Below are 25,108 nucleotides of genomic sequence, written 5' to 3'. Positions count from 1 at the left end.
GTGCGCGGACGTGCGAGGCGGATGCCGCGGGTGCGGGGGCGGGGGCGGAACGCTAGCCGATGATCTCGGCGAGGGTCAGCACGGGAGCGCTGAACGCTGCGGCAACGTGCTCGTTCGTGATGCGGCCGGCGTGCACGTTCAGGCCCTTGGCGAGTGCGGCGTCGTCGGCGATGGCCTGCTTCCAGCCCTTGTCTGCGAGCGCGACCACGTAGGGCAGGGTCGCGTTGGTGAGCGCGCGGGTCGACGTCGCGGGGACCGCTCCCGGCATGTTGGCGACGCAGTAGTAGATGCTGTCGTGCACGGCGAAGGTCGGCTTGTCATGGGTCGTGGCGTGGGATCCCTCGAAGCAGCCGCCCTGGTCGATCGCGATGTCCACGAGCACGGAACCCGGCTTCATCGTGGCGACCATGGCGTCTGTGACGAGCTTCGGCGCCTGGGCGCCCGGGATCAGTACGGAGCCGATCACGAGGTCGGCACCGCGGACCTGCTCTGCGATTTCGTACCGGGTGGACGCGCGGGTCTGGACGGCGCCGTTGAACCGGTTCTCCAACTGGCGCAGCCGGGCGATCGACAGGTCGATGATCGTGACGTCCGCGCCCATGCCGAGGGCGTTCGCGGCTGCGTGCTCTCCGGCGACACCGCCGCCGATGATGACGACCTTCGCCTTGGGGGTACCCGCGACGCCGCCGAGGAGGATTCCGGTGCCACCATTCGCGCTCATCAGGTGGTACGCGCCGACCTGCACCGACAGGCGCCCGGCCACCTCGCTCATCGGGGACAGCAGCGGCAGGCTGCGGTCGGCGAGCTGGACCGTTTCGTAGGCGATCGCCGTCGTACCGGAGGTGAGGAGGGCATCCGTGGTCGGACGGGACGCCGCGAGGTGCAGGTAGGTGAAGAGCACCTGCCCGTCGCGCATCAGGGGATATTCGGCTTCGATGGGCTCCTTGACCTTGAGCAGCAGCTCCGCGGCGGCCCAGACCTCGGCGGCCGTGCCGAGGATGGCCGCGCCGGCCACGCGGAAGGCGTCATCGCTGAACCCGGAGCCTATTCCGGCGCCGGCCTGCACGAGGACCTCATGGCCGCGGATGGCGAGTTCGTGCACGCCGGCCGGAGTGATGGCCACGCGATTCTCGTTGTTCTTGATCTCGGTGGGGATGCCGACCTTCATGGGGGACTCCGTCTGCGGTGGATGGCCGGACTTACCGGTGGATAGGGAAAATAATGCTTGGTATTCGTTTCCTGTACGTGACAAGCGTGGAATCCGCGATACTTGGTCGAAAGACAGCGCGATATTCAGTTGAGAGGGGCCAACGCATGACGGAAACGAAGAGGATTCGGGGCGGCGATGAACTCGACACCGTGGACAACACGCTCGTGGCGCTGCTCCAGGCCGACTCGCGGATGAGCAACAGCAGGCTCGCGACCGCGGCGGGGATCGCGGAATCGACGTGCATCGCCCGGGTGCGCTCCCTCGTCACACGGGGCATCATCACCCGTTTCACGACCCTCGTCGACCCGAAGGCCCTCGGGCTCGGCCTTCAGGCGTTGATCAGCGTCAGCATCCGCTCGGGCGCGCGCACGCAGATCCCGGCGTTCCGGGACGAGATCCGGGCGATGCCGCGGGTCGTGCAGGTCTTCTTCCTCGGCGGGACCGAGGACTTCATCATCCATCTCGTGGCGCGCGACTCCGACGATGTGCGCGACTTCGTGCTCGAGAACCTGTCGGCGAACCCTGCGGTCGCCTCGACGCGCACCAGCCTCGTCTTCGAGCACCACTACAACGGGCTCTCTTCGGGCAAGTAGCAGCCGGGCGTCGAGGAGCCTCGCCGGGTGGTGCCGGTTGGCCCAGTCGGTCGGCCTGGTCAGTCCGTGCTGCGGCTGGGCTTCCAGAAGCCGGTCTTGCCGAGCAGCCGGGTCTCCTTGTCGGCGTCTGCGGGTACCTCGACCTCGGCGGGGAACACGCCATACTGGCGCCAGTCGTCCACCTGGGGCAGGATCTGCTCCCAGAGCAGATCGACAAGTGGAGCCGGCAGCGCATACTCCTGGCCGAGGAAGTTCGCGATCGACCACGCCTGGAAGGCGCGGTAGATGCTCGTGTGCTGCAGGTACTCGGCGAGCGGGTAGTCGCCATACTGGAGGTGCACGATCGCAGCGGGATCGAGGTCCTGCAGCACGACGGCCGTGGCCTCATCATTGATCCGGTCGTAGCTCGCGATCGGATCCGACCCGAGCAGGTCGCCGTTGAAACGGTCACCGACCTCCTCGATGGTGTGGCCCGCGAGCACGTCCCCGACCCAGGCCTCGTCACGTGCGTGCGCGGCGAGGATGTCCCTGATCGTGGGGTTCTCTTTACTGGTCCACTCCGCGGGGGCAGGAAGGGTCAGCTGCTCCGGCGTGATCCGGTCGATGACGGAGCGCAACGCGGCATCCGACTGAAGAAATAGCTCTCTCTGCTCCATGTCGCAAAAAGTAGCATGGGCCACGGACACTGGCCAGCGTTGGACCGCATCCGGGCGACGACCCGCCCAGCGATGCTGCCAGACTACGAGAGGAGGCGAGAGTATGACGACGCATTTTTCCGGTGAGGCGCTGCAGTTCCTGCGCGAGTTGGAAGGACACAACGACCGGGGCTGGTTCGAGGACCACAAGCCGGTGTACCTGAGCGAGGTCCGGGAGCCGATGCTCGACCTGGTCGACCGGGTCAACGAGTCCCTCGCGGGATTCGCCCCCCGGCACGTGCGGCCGCCGCAGAAGGCGATCATGCGCATCTACCGCGACGTGCGGTTCTCGAAGGACAAGTCCCCGTACAAGACGAACGTCGCCGCATCCTGGCCGCTGGGGGGTTCGGAGAAGACCGGTGCGAGTTACTTCCTCAGCGTGTCCGGCCATGAGGTCCTGATCGCGGGCGGATGCTATGCACCCTCCCCCGAGCAGCTCACCGCGATTCGCGACCACATCGTCGCGCACCACGGGGAGCTTCGCGCCCTGCTCGCCGATCCCCGCGTCACGGGCCTGTTCGACCCCGCGGACGGCAATCCGCTCGTGCGTCCGCCGCGCGGATACCCCGTCGACCACCCCGCCGTCGACCTGTTGCGCCGCCGCCAGTGGGCGACCTTCGCGACCCTGCCGGCATCGGTCGCCGAGACGGATGCCTTCCTCACCCTCGTGATCGAACGCTTCGAGGCGCTGACGCCCCTGGTCGATTTCCTGAACGTGCCGCTGGCCACGCTGCGCCTCGAGCAGCGCCACTGACGGGAGGATGCGCCGCCCCGGCCGGTCGCCCGGCGGATGCCGCTACGAACCGTCGTAGGCACCCTCGAGCACCCGGATCTCGACCTACGTCATCGCCAGCATGGCCTGCAACCCCCGACCGGCCCTGACCCGACCGGCCCTGGCCGCATCGGGTCTACCGTGCCGAGTCGTCGGCCGCTGGCGCGAGCACCTGCCAGCCGTGCGGCGCGATCGTGGCACGCGACCCCCGCGGCGTCGGCGTGCCCCCGGGCAGGAGCGGGGCCAGCCCCGAGCGGCCCAGGTCGACGCCGCACGGCTCGTCGCCGAGGTTGAGCGCGACGACAAGCGCATCATCTCCGGACCGCGCCTCGTAGACGAGGTGGTCGGCCCCGCTGTCGAGGAGGCGGGTTCTGGCCTCGTGCAGCCACGGATGCCGCCTGCGCAGCCCGACCAGGCCCTGGTGCAGCCGGTAGACCGCGCGCTCGGGGTCGGTCAGCGCCGGAGGGCCGTCCGCCGGGAACTCCGGCCGGATCGCGTCGTCGCCGCCGAACTCCTCGGTCTTGAGCCCGGTGTACCCGTACTCGTCGCCCGCATAGATCGACGGGGTGCCGCCGGTCGTGAAGAGCACGGCGAGCGCGTGCGCGAGGTGCCGGGGGTCCTCGAGGCGGCTGTTGATTCGGGTGACGTCGTGGTTGCCGACGAAGGTCGCCGGGGTGAAGGTGTCGAGGAAGCCGTTGTGCCGGTCGAGCGACCAGGCCAGCTCGTGCGGGTTGTGGTCGTTGAGGCTGCTCCAGATCGCCTTCCAGAGCTCGTATTGAGTGACGGAGTCGAGGGTGGCCGCCGAGACGATCGCGGGGTAGTCGCCGTGGATGACCTCGCCGAGGAACCACGCCTGCGGGTGTCGTTCGCGCACCCGGGGCAGGATTCCGGCCCAGAATTCAGCGGGGACCGCGTACGCGGCGTCGAGCCGCCAGCCGTCCGCGCCGCGGTCGAGCCAGTGTTCGAGCACGCCGGTCACATAGTCGGCGACCTCCGGGTTGCCGTGGTCGAGACTGATGAGTCCGGAATGCCCTTCGAAGGTCCCGAAGCCGGCCTCGCCTACCGGGGCGCCGGCCTGGGCGCTGTCCGGGGTGTCGGTCTGGAACCAGGCGGCCGCGTCACTGCCGGGGCCCTGTTCGAGCGCCTCACGGTAGCGCGGGAAGTCGGGCCCGACGTGGTTGAACACCCCGTCGAGGAGTACCCGCAGCCCGCGCGCGTGCGCTTCGGCGACGAGGGTGTCGAAGTCGGCGTCCTCGCCGAGGCGAGGGTCGATGCGGTAGTAGTCGCTCGTGTCGTAGCCGTGGGTCGTGGATGCGAAGATCGGGCCGAGGGCCACGCCCGAGGCGCCGAGCTCGATCGCGTGGTCGAGCCAGGCCACGATCCGCAGCAGGCGGTGCTCGCCGGCCGTCGGGACGGGTTCGCCCGCGGCGATCGGGTAGCTGCCGACGAAACCGAGCGGGTAGAGCTGCCACCAGATCGCGTGGCGTACCCAGTCGGGTTCGACGCGCCCGGCGGCATCCGTGGTGCTGATCATCATGTCTCTCAGCTTGGCACTCCCCTGGGCGGCGTGGCACCGGTGGCCTAGGGTGGTGGGCATGTCCGACGAGACCGAGATCCTGCGCCTGACGGCCTTCGCCTCCGAACCGCACGGCGGGAACCCGGCCGGCGTCGTGCTCGACGCGAGTGCACTTCCCGACGCCGAGATGCAGCGCATCGCGGCGTCGCTCGGGTATGCGGAGACCGCGTTCCTGACCCGCCCGCCGACCCGGCAGGAGCCCGGCCGGGCGGGGATCCGCTACTTCTCCCCCACGGCGGAGGTGCCGTTCTGCGGTCACGCGACGATCGCGACCGCCGTCGCGCTCGCCGGCCGCGGTGACGCGGAATCCTTCGTGTTCGAGACGAACATCGGTGAGGTGCGGATCGACACCCGGCGCACCGCTGACGGGATCGTGGCCTCGTTCACGAGTGTCGAGACGCGGGTGGAGCCGATCGGGGCATCCGTGCTCGAGCACCTGCTGCGGCTGCTCGCCGTCGACGCCGCCGACCTGCACCCGGACTACCCGCCCCGGCTCGCCTTCGCGGGCAACGTGCACCCGGTGCTCGTCTTCGCGGAGACGGCGACCTTCGACGGCTTCCGGTTCGACCCGGCCGCGGTGCGTTCCCTGATGGATGCCGAGGGCTGGGCGGGCACCGTGACGACCCTCCGCGTGCTGGGGCCGCTCGAATTCGAGGCCCGCAACCTGTTCCCGGTCGGGACGATGACCGAGGACCCGGCTACGGGATCCGCGGCGGCCTCCGTCGGCGGCTACCTCCGGGCGCTCGGCCTCGTCGACGCCCCGGCGCGGGTGCTGATCCGGCAGGGCCGTCACGTCGGGCGCCCGAGCCTGCTCACCGTCGACATCCCCGCGACGGGCGGCATCGTGGTGTCCGGCACCGCCTCGGTCATCTCCTGAACCCGATCTCCTCAACCGCCTGCCGAACCTCCGGCCGGTCCGTCCGGGTACCGTGGAAAGACCGCACCTCATCCCGGGAGAAGAACCATGAAGCCAGCTCTCAACAAGGACACGCAGTTGTGCATCTCGCTCGCGGCCCGCCCGAGCAACATCGGCACCCGTTTCCACAACTACCTCTACGACGAGCTCGGGCTCGACTTCATCTACAAGGCGTTCACGACGACCGACATCACGGCGGCGATCGGCGGCGTGCGGGCGCTCGGCATCCGCGGCTGCTCCGTGTCGATGCCGTTCAAAGAGGACGTCATCGCGCTCGTCGATGAAATGGATGCCTCCGCGACCGCAATCCGGTCGGTGAACACCATCGTCAACGACAACGGGGTCCTGAAGGCGTCGAACACCGACTACCTGGCCATTGCCGAACTCATCGCCGGGCACGGCATCGATCCGGGCACACCGCTCCTGCTCCGCGGCAGCGGCGGAATGGCGAAGGCCGTCGGTGCGGCGTTCCGGGACGCCGGCTTCTCCAGCGGAACCATCATCGCCCGCAACGAGGCCAGCGGTCGCCGGCTCGCGGACGAGCTCGGCTACCGGTGGCTGCCGGACCCGGGAACCGAGACCGCGCCGCTCATCGTCAACGTGACTCCGATCGGGATGAGCGGTGGCGCAGAATCCGAGAGCCTCTCCTACCCGCTCGGCACGGTGGAGGCGGCCACGACCGTCTTCGACGTGGTCGCCCTTCCGGCCGAGACACCCCTGATCTTGGCGGCCCGGGCGGCCGGGAAGCGGGTCGTCACCGGCGCAGAGGTCATCGCGCTGCAGGCCGCGCACCAGTTCGAGCTGTACACCGGGGTGCGGCCGACCCCGGAGCAGGTCCTGGCGGCATCCGTCTTCTCGCGCCAGTAGATCTGGAGATCAGTAGATCAGGAGATCAGTAGAGGAACGCGGCGTCGAAGGAATTCAAGTCGACCCTGACGCCGTTGAGGGTGCGCTCGAACTCCTGCTGCACGCCGATCCGCAGGTTCCCCGAGTCATTCCAGCCGCCGTACGGCACCGGTTCGGGGGCGAGGACGTCGGGTGTCCAGCTCGGAAAGTCGAGCGGGCCGGCCGCGGTGTCCCAGAGGGCGACGTCGGAGAACTCCGTCGTGTCTCCCATCAGGAGCGGCCACATCGCGGCTCCGCTGTAGATGACCGGGCGCACCCCGAGGTCCTGCACCCCGGTGATCATGGCGCGGGTGAGCGGCGGGCTCCCGGTCTCGATGTCGAGGGCGAAGAACTGGAGCACGGTGCTGTACGGACCGGTTGCCGCGATGCCGGCCTGCCAGCAGGCGGGGTCGCGGGTGTACGCGGCGACCTTCAGCCCGGCGTCGAGCGCCATCTGCAGTTGCGGCTGGGTGTGGGCCGCTGGGGTGCAGGTACCCCAATTCGTCGTGGCCAGAATGTAGAGGCGGAATCCCTCGGCGTACGCGGCGGCGAACCAGGCCGGGTCGGTGATGACCTGGTCGGAGTCGATGGCCTTCACCGAGGGAATGTCGCTGGCCTCGGCCGCGCCGTCGGGTATGGCGGTCTCGGCTGACGCGGGCGCGACCGTCGCGGCTCCGGCGAGAACAAGTGCCGCGGCCAGGATGCCGACGCCGGCTTTCACGCCAACGCGTCGCCCCGATGCCCTCGTCGAAACCCGAGTCTGTATGCCCATGGTTCACTCCTCGTCCCGCTGACGCGAGGTCTGAGTTGCCTTGTCTCCCCCGAGTTTGCAGCGCGGGGGCCGTCGGCGATAGGCCGTCCCGGCGACCTCTCAGACTTGGGCCGGTCCGCTCCCCACACCCCGTGTCGAACCGCCACCGTGGTCAACTCAGGAAATCCGATCCCGGTGGCCACGCCCAGCCCGGAATACCGGGGCCCGGCGGTCGACGATCGGACGTTCTTCCTGAGTTGCCCACACGGGCCTTTGTCAGGAGTTGCTCGGGGGCAGCGGCACCGTGAAGTCGAGGTCGGCGGTCGTCACCGTGCCCGCGGTCCGTCCGGGAGCCGTGTGGTATTCCCAGTACAGGTTGGTGTGGGCGATCACCAGGTCCGGCGACGGCGCGCCATACTCCCGGAGGTCCTCGGTGGTGTGGGCGTCGCTGACGAGGAGGGCGTCGTACCCGCGGACGATCGCGCCGTGGAGCGTCGACCGGATGCACTCATCCGTTTGCGCACCGGCGATGACGAGCCGGCCGATACCGCGTTCAGCGAGCACGGACTCGAGGTCGGTGTCTTCGAAGGCGTCGGCGTATGCCTTGTTCACGAGCGGCTCCGCCTCGAGGCGCACGAGTTCGGGCACGAGCTGCCAGAGTTCGCTGCCCTGCGGCAGGTCGTCGTTGTGGTGCTGCACCCAGACGAGGTCGGCGCCGGCGGCGCGCGCCTTGTCGACGACGGTGCGAACGTTCCCGACGATCGCGTCCCGCTCGTAGGCGTCCTTCACGAAACCGGTCTGGACGTCGATGACGAGCAGGGCCGTCTTCGGCCGGTTGTCGAGGGTGGTCACGGTTCCTCCTCAGAAGCTGTCTGACGGTGTGGACCGCCACGCTACCCCACGCCACTGCCCGCTGCGAGTGCCTGTCGCTCCTTGATACAGTGACGACCATGGACATGCGACTGGAGCTTGTGCCCTTGCCCGTTGCGGACGTCGAACGGAGCAAGGCCTTCTACGTGGATGTCGTCGGCTTCCACCTGGACCACGATGTGCAGCCCGGCAACGGAATGCGGATCGTGCAGCTCACCCCGCCGGGCTCGGCGTGCTCCGTGGTCATCGGGACCGGCATGGGGAACGGCCCCGAGCACGGTACGGTCAAGAACCTGCACCTGGTCGTCTCCGACATCGGCGCGGCGCGGGACGAACTCGCGAACCGTGGCCTGCAGATCACCGAGATCCACGACATGGGTGGCGTCAAGTACGCGTACTTCAGCGATCCCGACGGGAACTCCTGGGCACTGCAGGAAATCGGCCAGTACGCGAAGCCTGCCTGACGCGCACCGAACCCGGTTCGTGCCGGCTCATGGAGCTTCCCGGGCTGATCACGTGACTCCGTCGAATCAGTCCGGGGAGCAGGTCAGGCGAGCAGCTTCTCGAAGCAGAAGGAGTGCGGGATCGCCTCGATGTACGGCTCGTAGATCGGGATCGGCGTGTAGCCGATCTTTTCGTAGAGGGCGACGGCATCCGGTTGTTTGCTGCCGGTCTGCAGGATGAGGCGCGGCACACCGGCGGCACGGGCGATGCGCTCGAGCTCGTTCATCAGCGCACGGCCGACCCCGCGCCCGCGCTGGTCGTCGGCGACGATCACGCGCTTGACCTCCCAGTCGCCATCGTGGATGCGCAGGGCCGCGTGGGCGATGGGGGTGTCGTCGCCGTCGATCACGAGCACGGTCGCCAGGATGTCGGCCGGGTCGATCCTGAGCGCCTCGGTCACGGCATCGTCGAGTTCGGGGTTGCTCGGGCCGGCGTAGCGCGCGGTCATCTCCACGTCCATCCGCGCGCGCAGCACGGCGGCGCGCGGGTCGGCCCACTCCACCCGCTCGAAACGGAACGGGAGTTCGGTGCTGCCACTCATGGTGAAATCCTCAGTCGTCTCGCTCGGGTGTCTGCGGCGCAAACGTCTCAGACGCACAGCCTACCGAGCCGGGCGCGGATGCTGTCGCGCCCGCTCCCCCGGAACCGGCTCAGCTGCGGGGGTGGTTACGCGGATCGCGGAGGCGACGCACTCCGACCAACGCGAACGCCACGCCGAGGGCGAGAAGGTCGCCGTTCAGGCCAGAGCGCGCGGGCGCGCGACCGGTGGTACAGACTGGTGTGGTGGCCCACCGGCAGCGCGCATCCGACCTCGAGCAGACTCCAGCACGGGGACGCGCATGGCCCACGTGAACCTTCGTATGCTGAATCTCGTCGCGGGCATCCTGCACCTCGCCCAGGCGGTCGCGGTTGCCTGGACGGTGAACCACTCAGGGCATCTTCTCCTTCCTGTCACCGTCGAGTACCCGACCGGATCGCCGGCTTCGGGACTGCCGCCGGAACGCATTTCGGTCGCTGCCGTCGATGTCGGCATCGGTGCCGTCATTGCGCTCCTGCTGCCGGCCGTCACTCATCTGCTCATCGCGTCGCCGATCCTCGGCGCCCACTACCGGGGCGCGATCGAGGGACAGCGCAACCCGATCCGGTGGGTCGAGTACGCGTTCAGCTCGTCGATCATGCTGTTCCTGATCGCACAGCTGAACGGCATCACGGATGTCGGCACGCTCGTCCTGACCTACACGGCCCAGTCGGCCGTGGTCCTCCTGCTCTGGCTGCAGGAACGGCTCGGCACCCCCGCCCGGACCCTCCGCCCCTTCGTCGTCGCAAGCGTGATCGGGATCGTTCCGTGGGGGGTCATCGCTCTGCACGTCCTCGCTCCGGGAGCGACAAGCGGCTACGACCAGCCCGGCGGGATCCGGCTGCTCACCATCACCCTTCTTCTGCTGTTCTTCGGTTTCGGGGTCAACCAGTGGCTCGGGTTCCGCGGCGTTCCCGCGGGACGCACCTACCCCACCGAGGAGCGTGCGTATCTGGTGCTCGGCCTCGTGACACGAGCAGCCTTCGCCTGGCAGGTCGTGGCGGTCATCCTCCTGGCCGCGGGCCCACCACAGTAGGCGGCCGCACCGGTGGCCGCGTCAGGCGTCCCGTGCCGTTGAGGCGTCGAGATGCTCGGGCGCCGGCGTGCGGCCGGACCGACGGCCCTGCGCGTGGTCCATCATCGCAACGATGACGGTGTGGGGAACGGTCAGGGCCGAGATGAGCACGAGATAGATACCGAGGAGGCCCATCGGGCCGCCGGATGTCCTCGGTGTGAGCGCGAAGAAGAGGCCCGCCAGGATCAACAGGGCGATGCCCGTGACCGGGGCCGCCTGCCCGCTGAACCGGAGCAGCACGATCCCCCACCGGCCCTCGTCGAGGGGACGGGACAGCGCAGGATCCAACAGCGACAGTCGCACGATGTGACGGAGAGAGTGCCAGAGGGCGAAGTAGAGTCCGACGGCGAGCACGGGCGGCACTGTTGAGAAGAAGAAGGCCAGAAGGGCCACTTCTGCCATGTCGCCGAGCCAGGCCCTCCGGCCGCCCGCGGTGCCACGTCGCTCCCACGCATCGAGCAGGGCGACGGTGATGGCGAGAACGAGCATGCCGACACCGAGTGCGAGCCGGATGCCCGGGGCAAGGGTCCCTGATGGTGAGTCGCCTCCAAAGGCGTGCGTGGTGGCCCCGAGGACGACGGCGTATGTGGCGGGGAACGCGATCAACGGAACGACCATCGGGAGGGCGCCCCGCAGCAGCGGGAATCCAATCGCCCTCGGCCACCCGAGGCGTTCCCCGGTGCGTCGGGCCGAGGCGAAAGCGTCGCCCTGGCCCCAGTGGAACCATGTGAGAGCGATGAAGAAGACGAACGCAACGGTCGGGCTGACGACCCACAGGGCCGCGACGGCGACGCCGAGTACGAGGTAGAGGCCGACGACCGGGGCCACGGTGGCAACGGTCGGGCGTCGGCCGGCGAGCCGGGCCGGCACCAGATGGTCCAGGGCTCCGTGGGGCAGGCCGAAAACCACGAGGCCCAGGGCGAACGGCACATACTGAAGCGCCTCGGGGATGGGCAGCCCGGCCGCGCAGGCCACGGACAGAGCGAGCACGAGGATGTCAACGGGGACGAACAGCTGTCTCCTGGCCCGCCGCCAGACGGCGAGATCCGCGGCTTCGGCGAGATCCGTGGCGTCAGCGGGCTCAGTTGTGTCGGTCATGCCGCCCCCTGTCTGTGACCATTCGCAGCACGACCAGGAAGGCGGACCCGAGGAACCAGCGCTTCGGGAGGGCCAGGATCAGCCGGGCGATGTCGATCGGCCCGCTCCGGTCGGACAGGAATCGCACCAGGCTCTCCGCGGGCACCCGCGCGAACATTCGGGCGAACACCAGTGGGGCCCTCTCCGGGTGGTCCTTGAGGAATCGCAGAAATACCCTGTCGAGGATCGAGGTTCGAGAGGTGTGAATCCGACCGTCGTCCGGGGAATCGCCGAGAAGTCGCAGGGCTGTCTCGTCGCTCGAGCGCTGGATGCGCAGGAAGGTGTAGCCGGTACTCGGGCGCGTTGCACCGCCGAGGGTTCCGATCACCGATACCCGGGGCATCGGTCGCTGGGTGAAGACGTGATCGGTCATCGGGATGTACCCGCGCTCGTCACCGAGGATCTCGTAGTCGCCGCGCTCGAGGCCGAAGCGGCTCTCGACGTAAGCCTCGAGCTCAGCGCGGTGCTCGGCCTCGGTCACGGGCACGTCGGCAAGATAGACATTCTCGACAAGGGCTTCATTCGGCGAAACGGGAAGGACATAGCCGAAACGCAGTCCCCGGGTTTGGTCGACATCGAAGTCCATCAGCAGGCACTCGTCGGCGTGGAAGACGGGCCGCGAGCTCACCAAATGCCAGCCCACGAACTTCTGCGGCACCCAGGTGGAACGTCGTGCGATGTCGTCGCGCTCCCCTCGGGTCGGCTGAAGCCCGCGGCTGTCGACGAGTTGCGCGCCGCGCAACCGGAACCGGGTCGTGGCGACCTCGAGACCATCCGCGATCTCGCTGTAGCCCACCACGTCCTCGCCCGTCAGGAACCGGACATTGGGGTACTCCGCCAGGCGACCAAGCACGTAACGGTAGAAATCGTTTGCGGCGAGCGAGACGTAGGGAGTGCTGAGAGTCGACGAGCGGACCTGGTCCGTAGCCGTCGACACCCGCCACGTGGTCCAGCGCGCCCGAGCCAGGTGCGTGAACCGGGTCGGCTCGACATCCCAGAAACTCCAGGTGCGGTCGTCGTGGTACTCGGTGCGCGAATCGACCAACAGGATCGGGCCGGTGGCCCCGTGCTCCAGAAGGGCCAGGCAGAGGGAGAGCCCCGAGCATCCCGCACCAAGGATGACCACATCGTAGACGCCGGTATCGGGGACGTCGATGACAAGCGAGTCCGGGACCTGGACGGCGACACCACGGCCCAGCGGACTCGGCTCCTGAGGACCGGGCAGCGTGGTGCCCTCCTCACTCCACGGCAGAGCGCCACCGCTGTCGCGCGTTTCGTGGCGACCGAACGGAAGAATGCTGGGAGTCACGGTGTCCTTCGTGGGACGTCAGGCGGAGGCGGAGGCGGATGAGCCGGAGTGATCCTGTTACAAGTAATTTAGATTCTAAGTAGATGAACGTGTAAGTAGATGAACATCTAAGCAAAATTGGGAAGAACCGGCCGGTCTGGTTTCCGTGCGGGACCGGGCAGGAGAGGATGTACGCATGGCAGCCTCAGGTACCCCGTCAGCCCCCGTAGCCCCGCTCACCGGATGGGTGCGAGCCCCGTTCACCGGAGCGGGCCGGACCTACGACTGTTACGAGAAGGGTTCAGGGCCCGGGGTGGTGCTGATCCCGGAGATCCCCGGGATCACACCGCAGGTTCTCGGCCTTGCCGAGCACCTCGTCGCGGCGGGCTTCACCGTGGTCGTGCCCTCGCCGTTCGGCGATCCGGGGCGGGCCGCTTCGGGCGGGTACATCCTGGGGACGGTGCTTCGGCTGTGCGTCTCGTCGGAGTTCCGGGCGTTCGCCACGAATGCACATCGCCCCATCACGGATTATCTGAGGGCAGTCGCATCCGACCTCGCCTCCCGCACCCCCGGCAAAGGCGTGGGCATGATCGGCCAGTGCTTCACGGGCGGCTTCGCCCTGGGCGCCGCGATTGACGATTCGGTCGCGGCCTCTGTGCTGAGCCAACCCGCCGTGCCGTTTCCGCTGGGCCGCGCCCGCCGACTCGACCCGGGAGTCTCCCCGGAAGACTTCGACCGCATCGCGGCCCGCGCGAGCGCAGGCGAGGTGTGCGCACTGGGGTTGCGCTTCAGCGAAGACGGCTCCGTGCCACGAGCCCGGTTCGACACCATCAAGGCGCGCCTGGGCGAGGCCTTCGAGATCATCCAACTGGACTCGTCGCCGGGCAATCCCGATGGGTACCCGAAGTCGGCACACTCTGTGCTGACCAATGAGGTGCGCGAGAATCCGGCGAACTCCGCATCGGCCGCCCGCGACCGGGTTGTGGCGTTCCTGAAGGAGCGGATCGGCTGAGCGAGGTCACGTTCCTGGCCCGGTTGCCCGGCCCCGTTTGCAACCCGAGCGGATTGCTCAGCGAAACGCGCGATGCCAGGGAATCGCGCGAGCAGCAATGGCTCCGCCCTCGGGCCCCCGCCTACAGGCTCTCGGCGAGGCCCGCCGCGAGCGGGGTCGTCGGCCGGCCGATCAGGCGGGCCAGGTCGCCGCTCGTCTCGCCGAGCAGCCCGTCGCGGATGTTGGCGTCGAGACCCACGACGAAGCCGACCGTGCCCGCGTCGAGGCCGAACGACGCGAGCAGCTCCGCGTGTGCTGCGGGTGTCAGGTTGCGGAATACCACCGATGAGCCGATGAGGGTTCCGATCGTGGCGGCGAGTTCGGCGAAGTCCCAGGCGTGGTCGCCCGAGAGTTCGAGGGTCTGGCCCGCGAGCGAGTCGTCGAGGATGGCCGCGGCCGCGGCATCCGCGTAATCGGCCCGGCTCGCACTCGCGACCCGGCCGGCGCCGACGCTCGCGACGATCTCACCGGCCTGACGCGCCTTCTCGATCTCCCCGGCGTAGTTCTCGGTGTACCAGCCGTTGCGGAGGATGGTGAAGGGCACCTCGGAGGCGATAAGGAACTCCTCGGTGGCCTTGTGCTCCGGCGCCAGTATGAGCGCGGAGGTCGTGGCCTTCGGTGCGCTCGTGTAGACGATGCGGCCGACGCCGGCTGCCTGCGCTGCCGCGATGACGGCAGTGTGCTGTGGCACGCGCTGGCCGACCTCGCTGCCGGAGACGAGCATCAGCACGTCGCCCGGTTCGACGACGGACGTCACGGTCTCGGGGTTGCTGTAGTCGAGCACCGCGGTGCGCACGCCGAGCGCGGCGAGAGCGGAAAGCTTGTCGACGTTGCGGGCCGTCGCGACGATGCTGTCCGGGGCCGCGCCGCGGGCGAGGAGGGATTCGACGATGAGGCGGCCGAGGTGACCAGAGGTGGCGGTGACGAGGTATGACATGTGTTGTCCTTTCGGTGGCGTGTCAGAGTCAACCACGGCACGGCCGAGTACCTTCCCGCACGCGGGTACCCACCTTTAGGTAAGCTACCCACATGAAGGTTAGTTTTGACGTCTCGCGGGTGCGTCCCGGTGCCGTCTCCGGTGTCTACCCGGCCAAGTGCGCGACGCGCACCGTGCTCGACCACGTCACGAGCAAGTGGGGCGTGCTGATCCTGCTCGCCCTGCAGCAGGACTCGCTCCGCTGGGGCGAGTTGCGACGCTCCATCGAGGGCATCAGCGAGAAGATGCTCGCGTCGACGCTGCGCACCCTCGAGTCAGACGGGTTCGTGAACCGCGAGGCGCAGGCGACGATCCCGCCGCGCGTCGACTACGAGCTGACCACCAGGGGCCACGAGCTGGCCGACCGCCTGGTCCCCCTGATGGACTGGATCGCCGACAACGCCGACGAGATCACTGGCACGCCCGCTCTGCCCGTCGCGCAAGCGGGTGAATCGTCGTTCTGAGCCCGTCAGAACGACGATTCACCCGCTTCCGCGGGCGCTCGTGGTCAGGTGGCGGTACTGACGGTCGAGGGCTCGGGTGCGGGAACGCACCTGCTTCATCTGCTCTTCATCCGCGCGGCACTGGCGCTCCCGCTCGAAGTCGTCCTTGCAGCCCGTCCCGTAGGCGAGGGCGATCGCCCGCAACGCCCGGCCAGACCGTTCCTCAGCGATGAGCGCGGCCAGGCGTTCCGATTCGGCCGTGAGGGATGTCCGCTCTGCGACGAGACGTTCGAGTCGGGGGTCCATATGCGCGCCTTTGCTCACGGGGATGTCGGCAGCCTTTCGTGCTGGCAACCTCAGATGATTATAGAGAGTGGGTTCTCGATGCAGGCCACGAACTGCGCCATCCATTCCGCAGCCACAGCACCGTCGACCACCCGGTGGTCAGCCGACAGGGTCACCGTCATGACGGTGCCGACCGACAACTGTCCACCGTCGACGACCGGCCGTTGTTTCGCGGCGCCGACGGCGAGGATGCCGGACTGCGGCGGGTTCAGGATGGCCGAGAACTGGTCGACCCCGAACATGCCGAGATTCGAGATGGCGAAGCTGCCGCCCTCGAGTTCCTGTTGCCGCAGCTTCCCCTGGCGCGCCCGAGCGGCGAGGTCGGCGACCCGCTCACTGATGTTCGTCAGCGTGAGGCCCTCGACGCCACGCAGGACCGGGGTCAGCAGCCCCGTCTCGGTGGACACCGCCACCGAGAGATCGACGTGCTCGAATCGCCGCGTGGCGGTCTCGGTCCAGATCACGTTCGCCGCGGGCACCCGGACGAGCGCCACCGCGACGGCCTTGACCACGAAGTCGTTGACCGAGATCTTCCGCGGCGACGTCGCGTTGATCTCGCTGCGGAGGGCGAGCAGGCGCTCGACACGGCAGTCCGCCGTGATGTAGAAGTGCGGCACCGTCGACTTGCTCTCGGTCAGGCGGCGCGCGATCGCCCGTCGCATCCCGGTGTGGGGAACGTCGGTGAACCCGGAGGCGTCGACCACGGATGTGCCGGTGGAACCGACCGTGGGTACCGCCGGAATGGACATCGCAGGGGCCGCCACCGGTGTAACGGGCTCCGGCGATGACGCGACCGCAGCCGCGGGCGCGGGCTTGAGGGTGTCGAGGTCCCGGCGCACGATCCGCCCGTTCGGGCCACTGCCGACGACGCGGGACAGGTCGAGCGCGCGTTCCCTGGCGATGCGGCGCACGAGCGGACTGGCGAATTGACGCCGGCCGTTGGCCGCGGCGAGCGGTGCCTGCCCGTCCGGGGCTGATTCGACCGGACCTGCCCCGGCCGGCGTCGCCGCCGCCGGGGTTGCCGTCTCCGGGGTTGCCGAATCCGGGGTTGCCGACCCTGCCTGCTGCGGAGTGTCACCGGCGAGGAAGGCATCGATGTCCGACTCCGCTTCGCCGACGGCGGCGATCACGCCGATCGGCACACCCACTTCGACGGGCACGCCCTCCGGGACGATGACGCGCGCGAGCACCCCCTCCGTTTCGGCGCGGTACTCGACGACCGCCTTCTCCGTCTCGATCTCGGCGAGCGGCTGGCCGATCGCCACGGTGTCGCCCACCTTCACGAGCCAGGTCTGGATGGCGGCTTCTGCGGCGTTGGCGAGCACCTCCGGCATGCGCACGAGCGTGGCCATCAGCGGGTTCCCAGACCGAGCTTGATGATCTCGAGGCCCGCGACGACGTCCTCGGTGCGCGCGATGGCCGCGCGCTCGAGAACGCGGGAGATGCTCGGGCTCGCCTCGCCACCGGTCACTCGTTCGATCGGCTGGTCAAGGTAGTCGAAGAACCGGCGCTGGATCTCGTCGGACAGCCAGGCGCCGTAGGACGTGCCGCGGGCCCCCTGCTCGACGATGAGAACGCTGTTGGTCTTGCGGATGCTCGTGCCGATGGTGTCCCAGTCGATCGAGGCCCGGTCTAGCCAGCGCAGATCGATGACGTCCGCGCTCATGCCGGTCTGCTCGACGGCCTCGAGAGAGTGCTTGACCATGGACAGGTAGCTGATCACGGTGACGTCGGTGCCTTCGCGGCGCAGGGCCGCCTTCCCCAGCGGGATGAAGTAGTCGAGGTCGCCCGCGGGCACCTCGCCGCTTTCGGCATAGAGGTCGACGTGCTCGATCACGAGCACCGGGTCCTGCAGGGCCAGCGCGGTATTCATCAGGCCGATGTAGTCGGCCGCCGATGACGGGGCCACGATGCGCCAGCCGGGGCTCGTCGCGAAGATGCCCGCGGGGTCCATCAGGTGCTGCGAGCCGTAGCCGCTTCCCATCGCGACCTTCGTGCGCAGCACGAGGGGCACCGGGTTCTCGCCACCGAACATGTGCCGCGCCTTGCCGATCTGGTTGAAGACCTGGTCGGCGGCCACCCACATGAAGTCCGGGTACATGAACTCGACGACCGGGCGGTAGCGCCCGTCGAGCGCCATCCCGCCGCCGAGGCCGGCGAAGGCGTTCTCGCTGATCGGCGTGCCGAGCACCCGGCCCGGAAACTTCTTCGCGAGTCCCTTGGTCGCGCCGTTGGTGCCGCCGTTGAGGCGGTGCACGTCTTCGCCGAGCACGACGATTCGGGCGTCCTCCGCCATGCGGCGGTCCATCACGGCGGCGACGGCGTCGACGAACTTCTTCGTCTCGAGCTCGCCCCGGTAGTCGGTCGGCTCGAGTGTGCGCAGGGCGGTGAGTTCGCTCGCGTCGCCGCGCACCCCGACGTTGACGAAGTCCACGTCGGGCCAGAGTTCCGGCCGGATCCGGCGCTTGCCTGCCGACTCCGGGTCGGCCTCGAGAAGTTCGGCCACGGCAGCCCGCATCGCGGACTGGGCCTGCTCGCGCACCGCGGCGATGCCGGCCGTGTCGATCTGGCCGAGCGCGATCATCTCGCGGGCGACCCGGTCCAGAGGGTCGCGGGCGCGCCAGGCGGCCTCTTCGTCCTTGGTGCGGTAGCCGAAGGCGCTGCCCGGGTACGGTCCGTTCTGGTGGAAGAAGCGGTAGACCTCGACCTCGACGACGGCGGGTCCCTGGCCGGACCGCATCACCTGTTCGGCCTCCTTCGTCGCCAGGTGCACGGCAAGCGGGTCCATGCCGTCGACCCGCCAGCTCGGAATGCCGAACCCGAGCGCCCGGGCCGAGAGCCGCGGTTCGCCGGTCGACTCGGCCACCGTGGTCGACACGGCGTAGAGGTTGTTCTCGATGAAGAAGGCGAGTGGCAGCTTCCACGCCGACGCGAGGTTCATGGTTTCGAGTACCGAGCCGATGTTGGTCGCGCCGTCCCCGAAGTAGCTCACCGTGACATCCGTCGTGCCCGCGTGCTTCTGGGCCCAGGCGTTGCCGGCGGCGAGCGGAACTCCGCCGCCGACGATCGCGTTGGTGCCGAGCGCGCCGGCCTCGAACCACTGCAGGTGCATCGAGCCGCCGCGGCCCCGGCAGTAGCCCTGGGCGAGCCCGAGGATCTCGGCGAGGGTGCGCTGCAGCACGGTCTGGATGTCCGCGGTCACGAGCGCCGCGGGGTCGAGGGCGCCACCGGAGACGTGGTTGATCGCCTTGGCAAGGAACTGGTGATGCCCGCGGTGCGAGCCGTTGATCGCATCCGTCGACCCGAGGCCGACGATCGAGCCGACCGCCCCGCCCTCCTGGCCGATGCTGGAGTGCGCGGGCCCGTGCACGAGGCCCTCGCCGGCGAGTTCGAGCACCGTTTCTTCGAAGGCACGGATGAGGTGCAGCTGGCCGAGCATGGTGGCCAGGAGTGCCGGGTCCGCACTCGCCCAGTCCTGCGCCGTGGTGCTGAGCTCGACCCACGGGGCCAGGGGATCCAAACGTCGTCGTTCAGGCATGTGCCGGTCTCCATTGGTCGTGTCGATCACGGGGATCGACTACATGTGAGCAACACTGTATCGTCGATTGAATCCAATGCCAAGGATTAGCTGCAACATCTCCGATCAGGACACGCGCAATTCGGGTCTTTGGATACAATGAGAGAAATCGACGTCGAACGAAGGAGTTCTCGATGGTCAACGGCATCCCGGGTCTGCGCGGCACGGAACACATCGGTTTCACGGTCCCCGACCTCGACGAGGCCGAACGATTCCTGGTCGACGTGATCGGCTGCGAGCTCGTCTACTCGCTCGGCCCGTTCGCCCACGCCGAAGGCGACTGGATGCTCGAGCACCTCGGCGTGCACCCGCGCACGGTGATGCGCGAGCTCCGCTTCTTCCGGTGCGGTCACGGGCCGAATTTCGAGGTCTTCCAGTACGAACCAGCGGATGAAGTGACTCCCGAACCGAGGAACAGTGACATCGGCGGGCATCACCTGGCCTTCTACGTCGACGACTTCGACGCCGCCCTCGAGCACCTGCGGGTTCACGGCGTGGAGATCATGGGCGAACCGACGTCGAGTTCCAGCTGGAGTACCGGCCAGCGCTGGGTCTACTTCCGCAGCCCCTGGGGCATGCAGTTCGAGCTCGTGAGCTACCCGGACGGCAAGGCCTACGAGAAGGATGCTGCCACTAAACTGTGGCATCCGGCCCACCCGGCCGAATGACCGCCACCACCGACCGGACGGACCCCATGGCCAGCGCCCCCAGCCGCGACGGCAGCGCCGGCAGCCGGATCGCCACGCGCTTGCGGGACGAGATCCTGTCCGGCGCGTACGCCCCCGGCACCCGGATCCGCCAGGAAGATGTCGCCGAACAGTTCGGCGCGAGCCGGCTCCCCGTTCGCGAGGCGCTGCGCATCCTGGAGTCCGACGGCCTCGTCACCCTCGTCGCGAACACCGGTGCGTGGGTCTCGCACCTGAGCCTCGCGGAGTGCGAGGAGATGTACCAGATCCGCGAGCGCATCGAGCCGCTGCTGCTGCGCTACAGCCTGCCCCAGCTGTCGCCGGAGACGCTCGGCCGCCTGCAGGAGCTCGCCGACGAGATGCAGGCCGGCACGGACGTCGAGACCTTCCTGCGCCTGGACCGCGAGTTCCACCTGCTCTCATACTCCGGTGCCGTCACGTCGATCCTCGGCGAGACGGTACATCGGTTGTGGAACTCGACCCAGCACTACCGCCGCGCATTCACCACGCTGATCGGCCCGGACGCTGGTCGCGCCGTGCACTACGAGCATCAGTTGCTGATCGGGGCGCTGCGGCGCGGCGACAGCGAGGAAGCCGAGCGGATGCTGGGCGGGCACATCCGCCGCACCCGGCTCGAACTGTCCAAGCATCCGGCACTCTTCGCTCAGTAGGCGGCCGCCAGGGACGGGGCGTCACGAGCCGGCGTGCACGAGCACCTTGACCTGGTCGCCGGTCGGTGACAGCAGCGTGTCGAAGCCCTGGGCCACGACATCCTCCAGCGCGATCTGGGCCGTCACGACCTTCTCCACCGGGTACCGGCCCCTGTCGATCAGGTCGATGATGCGCGGCCAGTCGGTGACCGGGAAGCACCAGGTGCCCGAGATCGTGATGTCGTGCTCGGAGATGACCATGGGGTCGATCGCCGCCGCCTTCGTGTGCAGCCCGGTCTGGGAGATCCTCCCAGCAGAACGCACCGAGGCGATCGCCGCCTGCAGTGCCCGCTCGTTCCCCGAGCATTCGATCACCGCGTCGACACCGATGCCGTCTGTGCGGTCGCGGAGCCAGCCCGGCACGTCGACGGCGGTCGGGTCGAGCACCACCCCGACGTCGAAGCTGCGCACGAGCGCCGCGCGCACCGGATTGACCTCCGAAACGAAGACGTTCGCCCCGAGCGAGGCCGCATAGAGCGACGCGAGCGCCCCGATCGGCCCGGCCCCGGTGATGAGCACGTTGTCGCCGGGGCGCACCCGGGCGGTGTCCACACCGTAGGCCGCGACGGCGCCGGGTTCGACAACGGCGCCCTGCAGGTCGGAGACGCCGTCGGGGAGCGCCGTGACGTTCACGGCAGGCACGATGGCGAGGTCGGCGATACCGCCCCACTGGTAGCTGAGCCCGACCGCGGCCATCGTGCGGCAGAGGTGGTTCAGTCCCCTGCGGCAGAAGTAGCAGTGCCCGCAGGACAGCAGCGGCATCACCGACACCCGCTCGCCCGGCCGCACCGCGGTCACCCCCTCGCCGACCTCGACCACTTCGGCCGAGAACTCGTGGCCGAGGATCTGCGAGCCGCACGCCCCGGTGAGCGGATGCGGCTCCCGCGGAATCACGATCGGGCCCTGGGCGTATTCGTGCAGGTCGGTGCCGCAGATACCGCACCACAGCGGCCTGACCAGCACCTCGCCGGCGCGGGGTGTCCCCGGAGCCGTGATCTCCTCGACGCGGATGTCGCCGGCTCCGTGGAAAACGGCGGCCCTCACGGCCGGGGGTCCAACAGCTCAGCGCGGACGAACTCGAGTTCGCGGGTCACGTAATCGGTGATGTCGCCGGTCTTGAGGTGCGCCGGGAGCACGTCCCAGGTGTACGTCTCGATTTCCAGGTGGTCGGAGAGCGGTGTCTCGCGATGCATCTGCAGCGCCTGCTGCACCGCGAACCGCGTCGTGACGAACGGGCCGAGTTCCTCGAGGAAGACCGGAACGTGGAAGTGGGTGCGGATCTCGGTGGGGACGGGGTTCGCCTCGTACGCGTCGAGCGCGTCGCCGAGGGTGAGGAACTTCGTGACCGCACCATCCTGGCGCATCGTCGTCTGGCTCAGGTAGATCGTGTCGGTGAAGACGCGCAGCTGGGGAATGAGGCCCGGGGTGAGGTCCCGAACCCAGAGGGCTGCGGCCTCCTGGAGCTTGAAGATCGGGATCCCGGCGTCGACCAGGCTGCGGAGCCATGCGGGGATGTCCTCGAAGCCGACGGACTGGTGGCCGATGTCGAAGACGATGCCGAGGTAGCGGCGCATCGCGCCCTCGGCCTCGGAGAGCGGCAGTCCGGAGAGCCGCGCGAGCTCGGAGATGCCCTGAGGCGAGTAGACGCGTTCGGTGAAGTACGCGACGGTCTCCGCCGTGGTCTCGAGGAAGCAGGCGGGTTCCGGCTCGAGGGCGAGCTTGACCCGGCGTCCCGTGCGCGCCTCGAGGTCGACGAGATGGGCGATGACCCGGAACAGGTTGGTGGTGAACCGGGCGACGTAGTCGTCGTCCGTGACGTTGGGGGCGAACGCGAGCGGGGCCGTCTGGATGCTGGGGCTCACGTCCGCCGGAGCGATCTCCGCGAGGATGTCGGCGACCGAGTTCGTGTACGCGACCCGGTCGTCGGTCGACCAGTCGGGTTCGTAGACCCGCTCCATCACCAGATCGCCCTTGAACGGCCCGTACGGGAACGCGTTCACGGTATAGACGTACAGGTCGTTGGCGTCGAGGAACGCCCTGAGCTCGGCCCGTTCCGCGGGACTCGCGGCGAGGGTCTTCGCCGAGTCGGCCGAGATGCGCAACGAGACGCCGAAGCGCTGATCGGGCGAGACCCGAGCCTTCACGGCGGGGACGAAGGTGTGCAGGCTCTCCTTCATCTCCGCCCAGGTGTCGCCGGCGTGCACGAGGGTGGAATATGACAGGTGGCCGAGGCCGCGTCCGAGATCCATGGAGGTCTGGTCCTTTTCCGCCGGTCATCCGGCTCACATCGTCGTGATATCAAGGAAAGGTGCCGTCGTCGAAGACGAGAGTGAACACCTGTTAAGTATTTCTTAACACACAGGCTACGACGGCTCCCTCGCCGCTGTCAACCGCACTCCTGACGAGTGCTTCCAGCCCGGATCGGCTACGCGTGGGCGCCGTGCACGAACCAGATTCCCTGGACGTCGACGCTTCCGGTGTTCTTCAGGCTGTGCGGGATCGAGGAATCGAAGCCGAGCGACTCACCCTCGTGCAGCGTGAATGCCTCGTCACCGATCGTCACTTCGAGCTCACCCGAGATGACGTAGCCGTATTCGTAACCGGCGTGGGAGACGGTATCGCCCTCGTCCGTCGACGTGGCTCCCGGCGCGTAGACGATCTTCATGAAGTTGACGTCGCGCTCCGGCGTGGCGGCCAGGCGTTCCCAGTTGACTCCTGCGGCCATGTTGAGTCGAGACCGATGGGAGGGATGCACCACGGAGACCCGGTTCGCGTACTCGGACGGATGCCACGCCTCCGAGGGATTCGTCACGTCGCCCCGACTCAGGACCTCTCCGTGATGGACGGCCGAAACCGGAGAGCCGAGGGCCGGTTTACTCTCGAACAGGTCGTCGACGGATACGTTCAGCAATTGGGCGAAGGCATACAGGGTCGCGACGGACGGCTGGGACTTGCCGTTCTCGATCTGGGAGACGAAGGAGGGCGAAACATCGACCTGTCTCGCCAGCTCGCGCAACGTCAGGCCGGCCTTGAGCCTGATGTCTTTCAGCCGAGACCCTAAGTTGTCCATCATGTTCCTCTGTCACACATCAGCATGACGACGACGAGGACCTGCCTCGCATCATCATTGAAGCCCGGCTATACACCCCACACTCCGGAAAAAAGGTGAGTACGGTCAAATATACACAGAATGAGCCCCGAACACCCCGTCATTAGGGCCAAATCGGCGGTTCCGGCCGTGCCGGTGCGGCTTGCCGGAAATTCCAATGTTAAGTAACATTGAACACCTCAGGACGACGACAAGGAAGTCCCCGTCCATCAGGAAAGGATCGACTTGTGACATCCCCCTCAACAGTCCCCCGCCAGCGCGCGCTCATCGTGGGCGCAACGGGCATCACGGGCCAAACCGTCGCGAAGCAGTTGGTCGACGCGGGCTGGGACGTGACCGGTCTCTCGAGGCGCGGTCATTCCGAGACCGCCGGCGTGACTTCCGTGACGGCAGACCTCCTCGACCCCGAGTCCCTCGCCGCCGCCCTCACCGGCACCCGCCCGGAACTCGTCGTGATCACGGCGTGGGTGAAGCGGGACACCGAGACCGAGAACATCGAGGTCAACAGTGCCCTCGTGCGCAACGTGCTCGCGGCTCTCGAAGGCGAGAAGTCGGTCAGGCACGTGGCCCTGATGACCGGGCTCAAGCACTACCTCGGTCCGTTCGACAACTATGCGACCGGCGTCACCGCGGAGACCCCGTTCCACGAGGACGAGCCACGACTGCCGCAGCCGAACTTCTACTACGCGCAGGAGGACGAGCTGTTCGGGTCCGCCGCTCGGAACGGCTTCACCTGGAGCGTGCACCGCGCCCACACGGTCTTCGGATTCGCGACGGACAACGCGATGAACATGGTGCTCACCCTCTCCGTTTACGCCACGATCTGCAAGGAACTCGGGCTCACCTTCACCTTCCCCGGGTCGGCCACCCAGTGGAACGGCGTCACCGACGTCACAGACGTCGACCTGCTCGCCGAGCAGATCATCTGGGCCGGCACGCACCCGGAGGGCGCCAACGAGGCCTTCAACATCGCCAACGGCGACGTCTTCCGCTGGCGCTGGCTGTGGCCGAGGGTGGCCGCGATCTTCGACGTGCCCTGGGCCGGTTTCGAGGGTGAACCCCGTCCGCTGACGGTGCAGATGGCCGGCAAGGACGAGATCTGGAGTGCCATCGCCGAACGGGAAGGACTCGTCGAGACCGATGTCACCCGCCTGGCGTCCTGGTGGCACACCGACAGCGACCTCGGCCGGAACATCGAGTGCTTCACCGACATGAACAAGAGTCGCCAGGCCGGTTTCCTCGGCTTCCGGTCGACGCCGGACAGCTTCCTCGACAAGGTCGAGCGCTACCGCGCGGCGAAGATCATCCCCTAGGCCGTTTCCCCCGCCGAACGACGGATGTCCCGGACGAGCAGCGCTCGTC

The 25,108-nt window shown here is 68.3% G+C and carries 26 protein-coding genes; 11 read left to right on the top strand and 15 right to left on the bottom strand.

Going from position 1 to position 25,108, the window contains the following annotated elements:
* Positions 1 to 52: 52 nt before the first annotated feature.
* The gene (gene ald / locus QN350_RS13465; protein WP_322138315.1) at positions 53 to 1,168 is read right to left on the bottom strand and encodes an alanine dehydrogenase; all 1,116 of its coding nucleotides are present in this window, start codon (positions 1,166 to 1,168) and stop codon (positions 53 to 55) included.
* Positions 1,169 to 1,314: 146 nt separating this feature from the next.
* On the opposite strand from ald, the gene QN350_RS13460 reads away from it, so the two are divergent.
* Positions 1,315 to 1,803, top strand: coding sequence for an Lrp/AsnC family transcriptional regulator (locus QN350_RS13460; protein ID WP_281533384.1), 489 nt, complete (start codon positions 1,315 to 1,317; stop codon positions 1,801 to 1,803).
* Between the two features lie 59 nt (positions 1,804 to 1,862).
* Here the strand turns inward: QN350_RS13460 and QN350_RS13455 are convergent, their stop codons facing one another.
* Positions 1,863 to 2,459 (bottom strand): hypothetical protein, encoded by a 597-nt coding sequence (locus tag QN350_RS13455; RefSeq protein ID WP_323516628.1) that lies wholly within the window; start codon positions 2,457 to 2,459, stop codon positions 1,863 to 1,865.
* Positions 2,460 to 2,562: 103 nt separating this feature from the next.
* On the opposite strand from QN350_RS13455, the gene QN350_RS13450 reads away from it, so the two are divergent.
* Complete coding sequence (locus QN350_RS13450; protein ID WP_323502715.1) at positions 2,563 to 3,252, top strand: DUF2461 domain-containing protein; 690 nt, start codon at positions 2,563 to 2,565, stop codon at positions 3,250 to 3,252.
* Between the two features lie 154 nt (positions 3,253 to 3,406).
* Here the strand turns inward: QN350_RS13450 and QN350_RS13445 are convergent, their stop codons facing one another.
* On the bottom strand, positions 3,407 to 4,807 hold the full coding sequence (locus tag QN350_RS13445) for an alpha-amylase family glycosyl hydrolase (RefSeq protein ID WP_323516626.1): 1,401 nt from the start codon (positions 4,805 to 4,807) through the stop codon (positions 3,407 to 3,409).
* A 58-nt stretch (positions 4,808 to 4,865) separates the two neighbouring features.
* Between QN350_RS13445 and QN350_RS13440 the strand changes: the two genes are divergently transcribed.
* Together QN350_RS13440 and QN350_RS13435 are read left to right on the top strand one after the other, a co-directional pair.
* Positions 4,866 to 5,723: a PhzF family phenazine biosynthesis protein gene (locus QN350_RS13440; protein ID WP_323516624.1), complete on the top strand. Its 858-nt coding sequence runs from the start codon at positions 4,866 to 4,868 to the stop codon at positions 5,721 to 5,723.
* An 87-nt stretch (positions 5,724 to 5,810) separates the two neighbouring features.
* Entirely contained in the window at positions 5,811 to 6,629 is an 819-nt protein-coding gene (locus QN350_RS13435) for a shikimate 5-dehydrogenase (protein ID WP_323516623.1), read from the top strand.
* Between the two features lie 25 nt (positions 6,630 to 6,654).
* Here the strand turns inward: QN350_RS13435 and QN350_RS13430 are convergent, their stop codons facing one another.
* Together QN350_RS13430 and QN350_RS13425 are read right to left on the bottom strand one after the other, a co-directional pair.
* Positions 6,655 to 7,419 carry a hypothetical protein gene (locus QN350_RS13430; protein WP_323516622.1) on the bottom strand — a complete coding sequence of 255 codons (765 nt, stop codon included), beginning with the start codon at positions 7,417 to 7,419 and terminating at the stop codon, positions 6,655 to 6,657.
* A 255-nt stretch (positions 7,420 to 7,674) separates the two neighbouring features.
* Positions 7,675 to 8,250 (bottom strand): isochorismatase family protein, encoded by a 576-nt coding sequence (locus QN350_RS13425; RefSeq protein ID WP_322138322.1) that lies wholly within the window; start codon positions 8,248 to 8,250, stop codon positions 7,675 to 7,677.
* A gap of 98 nt (positions 8,251 to 8,348) precedes the next feature.
* Between QN350_RS13425 and QN350_RS13420 the strand changes: the two genes are divergently transcribed.
* Positions 8,349 to 8,732, top strand: coding sequence for a VOC family protein (locus tag QN350_RS13420; protein WP_281533390.1), 384 nt, complete (start codon positions 8,349 to 8,351; stop codon positions 8,730 to 8,732).
* Between the two features lie 83 nt (positions 8,733 to 8,815).
* On the opposite strand, the gene QN350_RS13415 is transcribed toward QN350_RS13420, so the two are convergent.
* Entirely contained in the window at positions 8,816 to 9,313 is a 498-nt protein-coding gene (locus QN350_RS13415) for a GNAT family N-acetyltransferase (protein ID WP_322138324.1), read from the bottom strand.
* A 298-nt stretch (positions 9,314 to 9,611) separates the two neighbouring features.
* On the opposite strand from QN350_RS13415, the gene heR reads away from it, so the two are divergent.
* Entirely contained in the window at positions 9,612 to 10,385 is a 774-nt protein-coding gene (gene heR, locus QN350_RS13410) for a heliorhodopsin HeR (protein WP_323516620.1), read from the top strand.
* Between the two features lie 21 nt (positions 10,386 to 10,406).
* Here the strand turns inward: heR and QN350_RS13405 are convergent, their stop codons facing one another.
* Both QN350_RS13405 and QN350_RS13400 read right to left on the bottom strand, forming a co-directional pair.
* The gene (locus tag QN350_RS13405) at positions 10,407 to 11,522 is read right to left on the bottom strand and encodes a Brp/Blh family beta-carotene 15,15'-dioxygenase (RefSeq protein WP_323516615.1); all 1,116 of its coding nucleotides are present in this window, start codon (positions 11,520 to 11,522) and stop codon (positions 10,407 to 10,409) included.
* Positions 11,506 to 12,870 (bottom strand): lycopene cyclase family protein, encoded by a 1,365-nt coding sequence (locus tag QN350_RS13400; RefSeq protein WP_323516613.1) that lies wholly within the window; start codon positions 12,868 to 12,870, stop codon positions 11,506 to 11,508. The genes QN350_RS13405 and QN350_RS13400 overlap by 17 nt, the downstream gene beginning before the upstream one ends.
* Before the next feature lie 175 nt (positions 12,871 to 13,045).
* Between QN350_RS13400 and QN350_RS13395 the strand changes: the two genes are divergently transcribed.
* A complete protein-coding gene (locus tag QN350_RS13395; RefSeq protein WP_323516611.1) occupies positions 13,046 to 13,861 on the top strand; it encodes a dienelactone hydrolase family protein in 816 nt (271 codons plus the stop codon).
* 121 nt (positions 13,862 to 13,982) lie between these two features.
* On the opposite strand, the gene QN350_RS13390 is transcribed toward QN350_RS13395, so the two are convergent.
* Positions 13,983 to 14,837 carry an NAD(P)H-binding protein gene (locus QN350_RS13390; protein WP_323516610.1) on the bottom strand — a complete coding sequence of 285 codons (855 nt, stop codon included), beginning with the start codon at positions 14,835 to 14,837 and terminating at the stop codon, positions 13,983 to 13,985.
* Positions 14,838 to 14,929: 92 nt separating this feature from the next.
* Between QN350_RS13390 and QN350_RS13385 the strand changes: the two genes are divergently transcribed.
* Positions 14,930 to 15,340, top strand: coding sequence for a helix-turn-helix domain-containing protein (locus tag QN350_RS13385; protein ID WP_323516607.1), 411 nt, complete (start codon positions 14,930 to 14,932; stop codon positions 15,338 to 15,340).
* 18 nt (positions 15,341 to 15,358) lie between these two features.
* Here QN350_RS13385 and QN350_RS13380 read toward each other — a convergent pair whose 3' ends face one another.
* Genes QN350_RS13380 through QN350_RS13370 form a run of 3 tightly spaced genes read right to left on the bottom strand, consistent with a single transcriptional unit; the run spans position 15,359 to position 19,202 of the window.
* A complete protein-coding gene (locus QN350_RS13380) occupies positions 15,359 to 15,625 on the bottom strand; it encodes a hypothetical protein (protein ID WP_322138331.1) in 267 nt (88 codons plus the stop codon).
* Between the two features lie 50 nt (positions 15,626 to 15,675).
* Positions 15,676 to 17,016: a pyruvate dehydrogenase complex dihydrolipoamide acetyltransferase gene (locus QN350_RS13375; protein ID WP_323516605.1), complete on the bottom strand. Its 1,341-nt coding sequence runs from the start codon at positions 17,014 to 17,016 to the stop codon at positions 15,676 to 15,678.
* Positions 17,016 to 19,202, bottom strand: coding sequence for an alpha-ketoacid dehydrogenase subunit alpha/beta (locus tag QN350_RS13370; protein WP_323516602.1), 2,187 nt, complete (start codon positions 19,200 to 19,202; stop codon positions 17,016 to 17,018). The genes QN350_RS13375 and QN350_RS13370 overlap by 1 nt, the downstream gene beginning before the upstream one ends.
* A 173-nt stretch (positions 19,203 to 19,375) precedes the next feature.
* Here QN350_RS13370 and QN350_RS13365 point away from each other — a divergent pair, with 173 nt between their 5' ends.
* On the top strand, positions 19,376 to 19,909 hold the full coding sequence (locus QN350_RS13365; protein ID WP_323516599.1) for a VOC family protein: 534 nt from the start codon (positions 19,376 to 19,378) through the stop codon (positions 19,907 to 19,909).
* Entirely contained in the window at positions 19,906 to 20,598 is a 693-nt protein-coding gene (locus tag QN350_RS13360) for a GntR family transcriptional regulator (RefSeq protein WP_281533403.1), read from the top strand. Before QN350_RS13365 ends, QN350_RS13360 begins: the two co-directional genes overlap by 4 nt.
* 21 nt (positions 20,599 to 20,619) lie before the next feature.
* Here QN350_RS13360 and QN350_RS13355 read toward each other — a convergent pair whose 3' ends face one another.
* The 3 genes from QN350_RS13355 to QN350_RS13345 all read right to left on the bottom strand — a co-directional run bounded on the left by QN350_RS13355 (position 20,620) and on the right by QN350_RS13345 (position 23,710).
* Positions 20,620 to 21,681, bottom strand: a complete 1,062-nt coding sequence (locus QN350_RS13355) for a 2,3-butanediol dehydrogenase (RefSeq protein WP_323516597.1) — start codon at positions 21,679 to 21,681, stop codon at positions 20,620 to 20,622.
* Positions 21,678 to 22,886, bottom strand: a complete 1,209-nt coding sequence (gene eboE, locus QN350_RS13350; RefSeq protein WP_323516596.1) for a metabolite traffic protein EboE — start codon at positions 22,884 to 22,886, stop codon at positions 21,678 to 21,680. The genes QN350_RS13355 and eboE overlap by 4 nt, the downstream gene beginning before the upstream one ends.
* Positions 22,887 to 23,062: 176 nt before the next feature.
* A complete protein-coding gene (locus QN350_RS13345) occupies positions 23,063 to 23,710 on the bottom strand; it encodes an XRE family transcriptional regulator (protein ID WP_323516591.1) in 648 nt (215 codons plus the stop codon).
* 263 nt (positions 23,711 to 23,973) lie between these two features.
* On the opposite strand from QN350_RS13345, the gene QN350_RS13340 reads away from it, so the two are divergent.
* The gene (locus tag QN350_RS13340; RefSeq protein WP_323516585.1) at positions 23,974 to 25,059 is read left to right on the top strand and encodes an SDR family oxidoreductase; all 1,086 of its coding nucleotides are present in this window, start codon (positions 23,974 to 23,976) and stop codon (positions 25,057 to 25,059) included.
* The last annotated feature ends 49 nt before the right edge of the window (positions 25,060 to 25,108 follow it).

The sequence above is a fragment of the Cryobacterium sp. 10I5 genome (assembly GCF_035019865.1).
GTDB classification, from domain to species: domain Bacteria; phylum Actinomycetota; class Actinomycetes; order Actinomycetales; family Microbacteriaceae; genus Cryobacterium; species Cryobacterium breve_A.
Note: the sequence above shows the minus strand (reverse complement) of the source record. Positions and strands in the feature narration are given on the sequence as shown.

Bases quoted from the DNA above. Each gene is read 5' to 3' on its own strand.
- ald (WP_322138315.1), bottom strand. From the start codon at position 1,168: ATGAAGGTCGGCATCCCCACCGAGATCAAGAACAACGAGAATCGCGTG.
- QN350_RS13460 (WP_281533384.1), top strand. From the start codon at position 1,315: ATGACGGAAACGAAGAGGATTCGGGGCGGCGATGAACTCGACACCGTG.
- QN350_RS13455 (WP_323516628.1), bottom strand. From the start codon at position 2,459: ATGGAGCAGAGAGAGCTATTTCTTCAGTCGGATGCCGCGTTGCGCTCC.
- QN350_RS13450 (WP_323502715.1), top strand. From the start codon at position 2,563: ATGACGACGCATTTTTCCGGTGAGGCGCTGCAGTTCCTGCGCGAGTTG.
- QN350_RS13445 (WP_323516626.1), bottom strand. From the start codon at position 4,807: ATGATGATCAGCACCACGGATGCCGCCGGGCGCGTCGAACCCGACTGG.
- QN350_RS13440 (WP_323516624.1), top strand. From the start codon at position 4,866: ATGTCCGACGAGACCGAGATCCTGCGCCTGACGGCCTTCGCCTCCGAA.
- QN350_RS13435 (WP_323516623.1), top strand. From the start codon at position 5,811: ATGAAGCCAGCTCTCAACAAGGACACGCAGTTGTGCATCTCGCTCGCG.
- QN350_RS13430 (WP_323516622.1), bottom strand. From the start codon at position 7,419: ATGGGCATACAGACTCGGGTTTCGACGAGGGCATCGGGGCGACGCGTT.
- QN350_RS13420 (WP_281533390.1), top strand. From the start codon at position 8,349: ATGGACATGCGACTGGAGCTTGTGCCCTTGCCCGTTGCGGACGTCGAA.
- QN350_RS13415 (WP_322138324.1), bottom strand. From the start codon at position 9,313: ATGAGTGGCAGCACCGAACTCCCGTTCCGTTTCGAGCGGGTGGAGTGG.
- heR (WP_323516620.1), top strand. From the start codon at position 9,612: ATGGCCCACGTGAACCTTCGTATGCTGAATCTCGTCGCGGGCATCCTG.
- QN350_RS13405 (WP_323516615.1), bottom strand. From the start codon at position 11,522: ATGACCGACACAACTGAGCCCGCTGACGCCACGGATCTCGCCGAAGCC.
- QN350_RS13395 (WP_323516611.1), top strand. From the start codon at position 13,046: ATGGCAGCCTCAGGTACCCCGTCAGCCCCCGTAGCCCCGCTCACCGGA.
- QN350_RS13390 (WP_323516610.1), bottom strand. From the start codon at position 14,837: ATGTCATACCTCGTCACCGCCACCTCTGGTCACCTCGGCCGCCTCATC.
- QN350_RS13385 (WP_323516607.1), top strand. From the start codon at position 14,930: ATGAAGGTTAGTTTTGACGTCTCGCGGGTGCGTCCCGGTGCCGTCTCC.
- QN350_RS13380 (WP_322138331.1), bottom strand. From the start codon at position 15,625: ATGGACCCCCGACTCGAACGTCTCGTCGCAGAGCGGACATCCCTCACG.
- QN350_RS13375 (WP_323516605.1), bottom strand. From the start codon at position 17,016: ATGGCCACGCTCGTGCGCATGCCGGAGGTGCTCGCCAACGCCGCAGAA.
- QN350_RS13370 (WP_323516602.1), bottom strand. From the start codon at position 19,202: ATGCCTGAACGACGACGTTTGGATCCCCTGGCCCCGTGGGTCGAGCTC.
- QN350_RS13365 (WP_323516599.1), top strand. From the start codon at position 19,376: ATGGTCAACGGCATCCCGGGTCTGCGCGGCACGGAACACATCGGTTTC.
- QN350_RS13360 (WP_281533403.1), top strand. From the start codon at position 19,906: ATGACCGCCACCACCGACCGGACGGACCCCATGGCCAGCGCCCCCAGC.
- eboE (WP_323516596.1), bottom strand. From the start codon at position 22,886: ATGGATCTCGGACGCGGCCTCGGCCACCTGTCATATTCCACCCTCGTG.
- QN350_RS13345 (WP_323516591.1), bottom strand. From the start codon at position 23,710: ATGATGGACAACTTAGGGTCTCGGCTGAAAGACATCAGGCTCAAGGCC.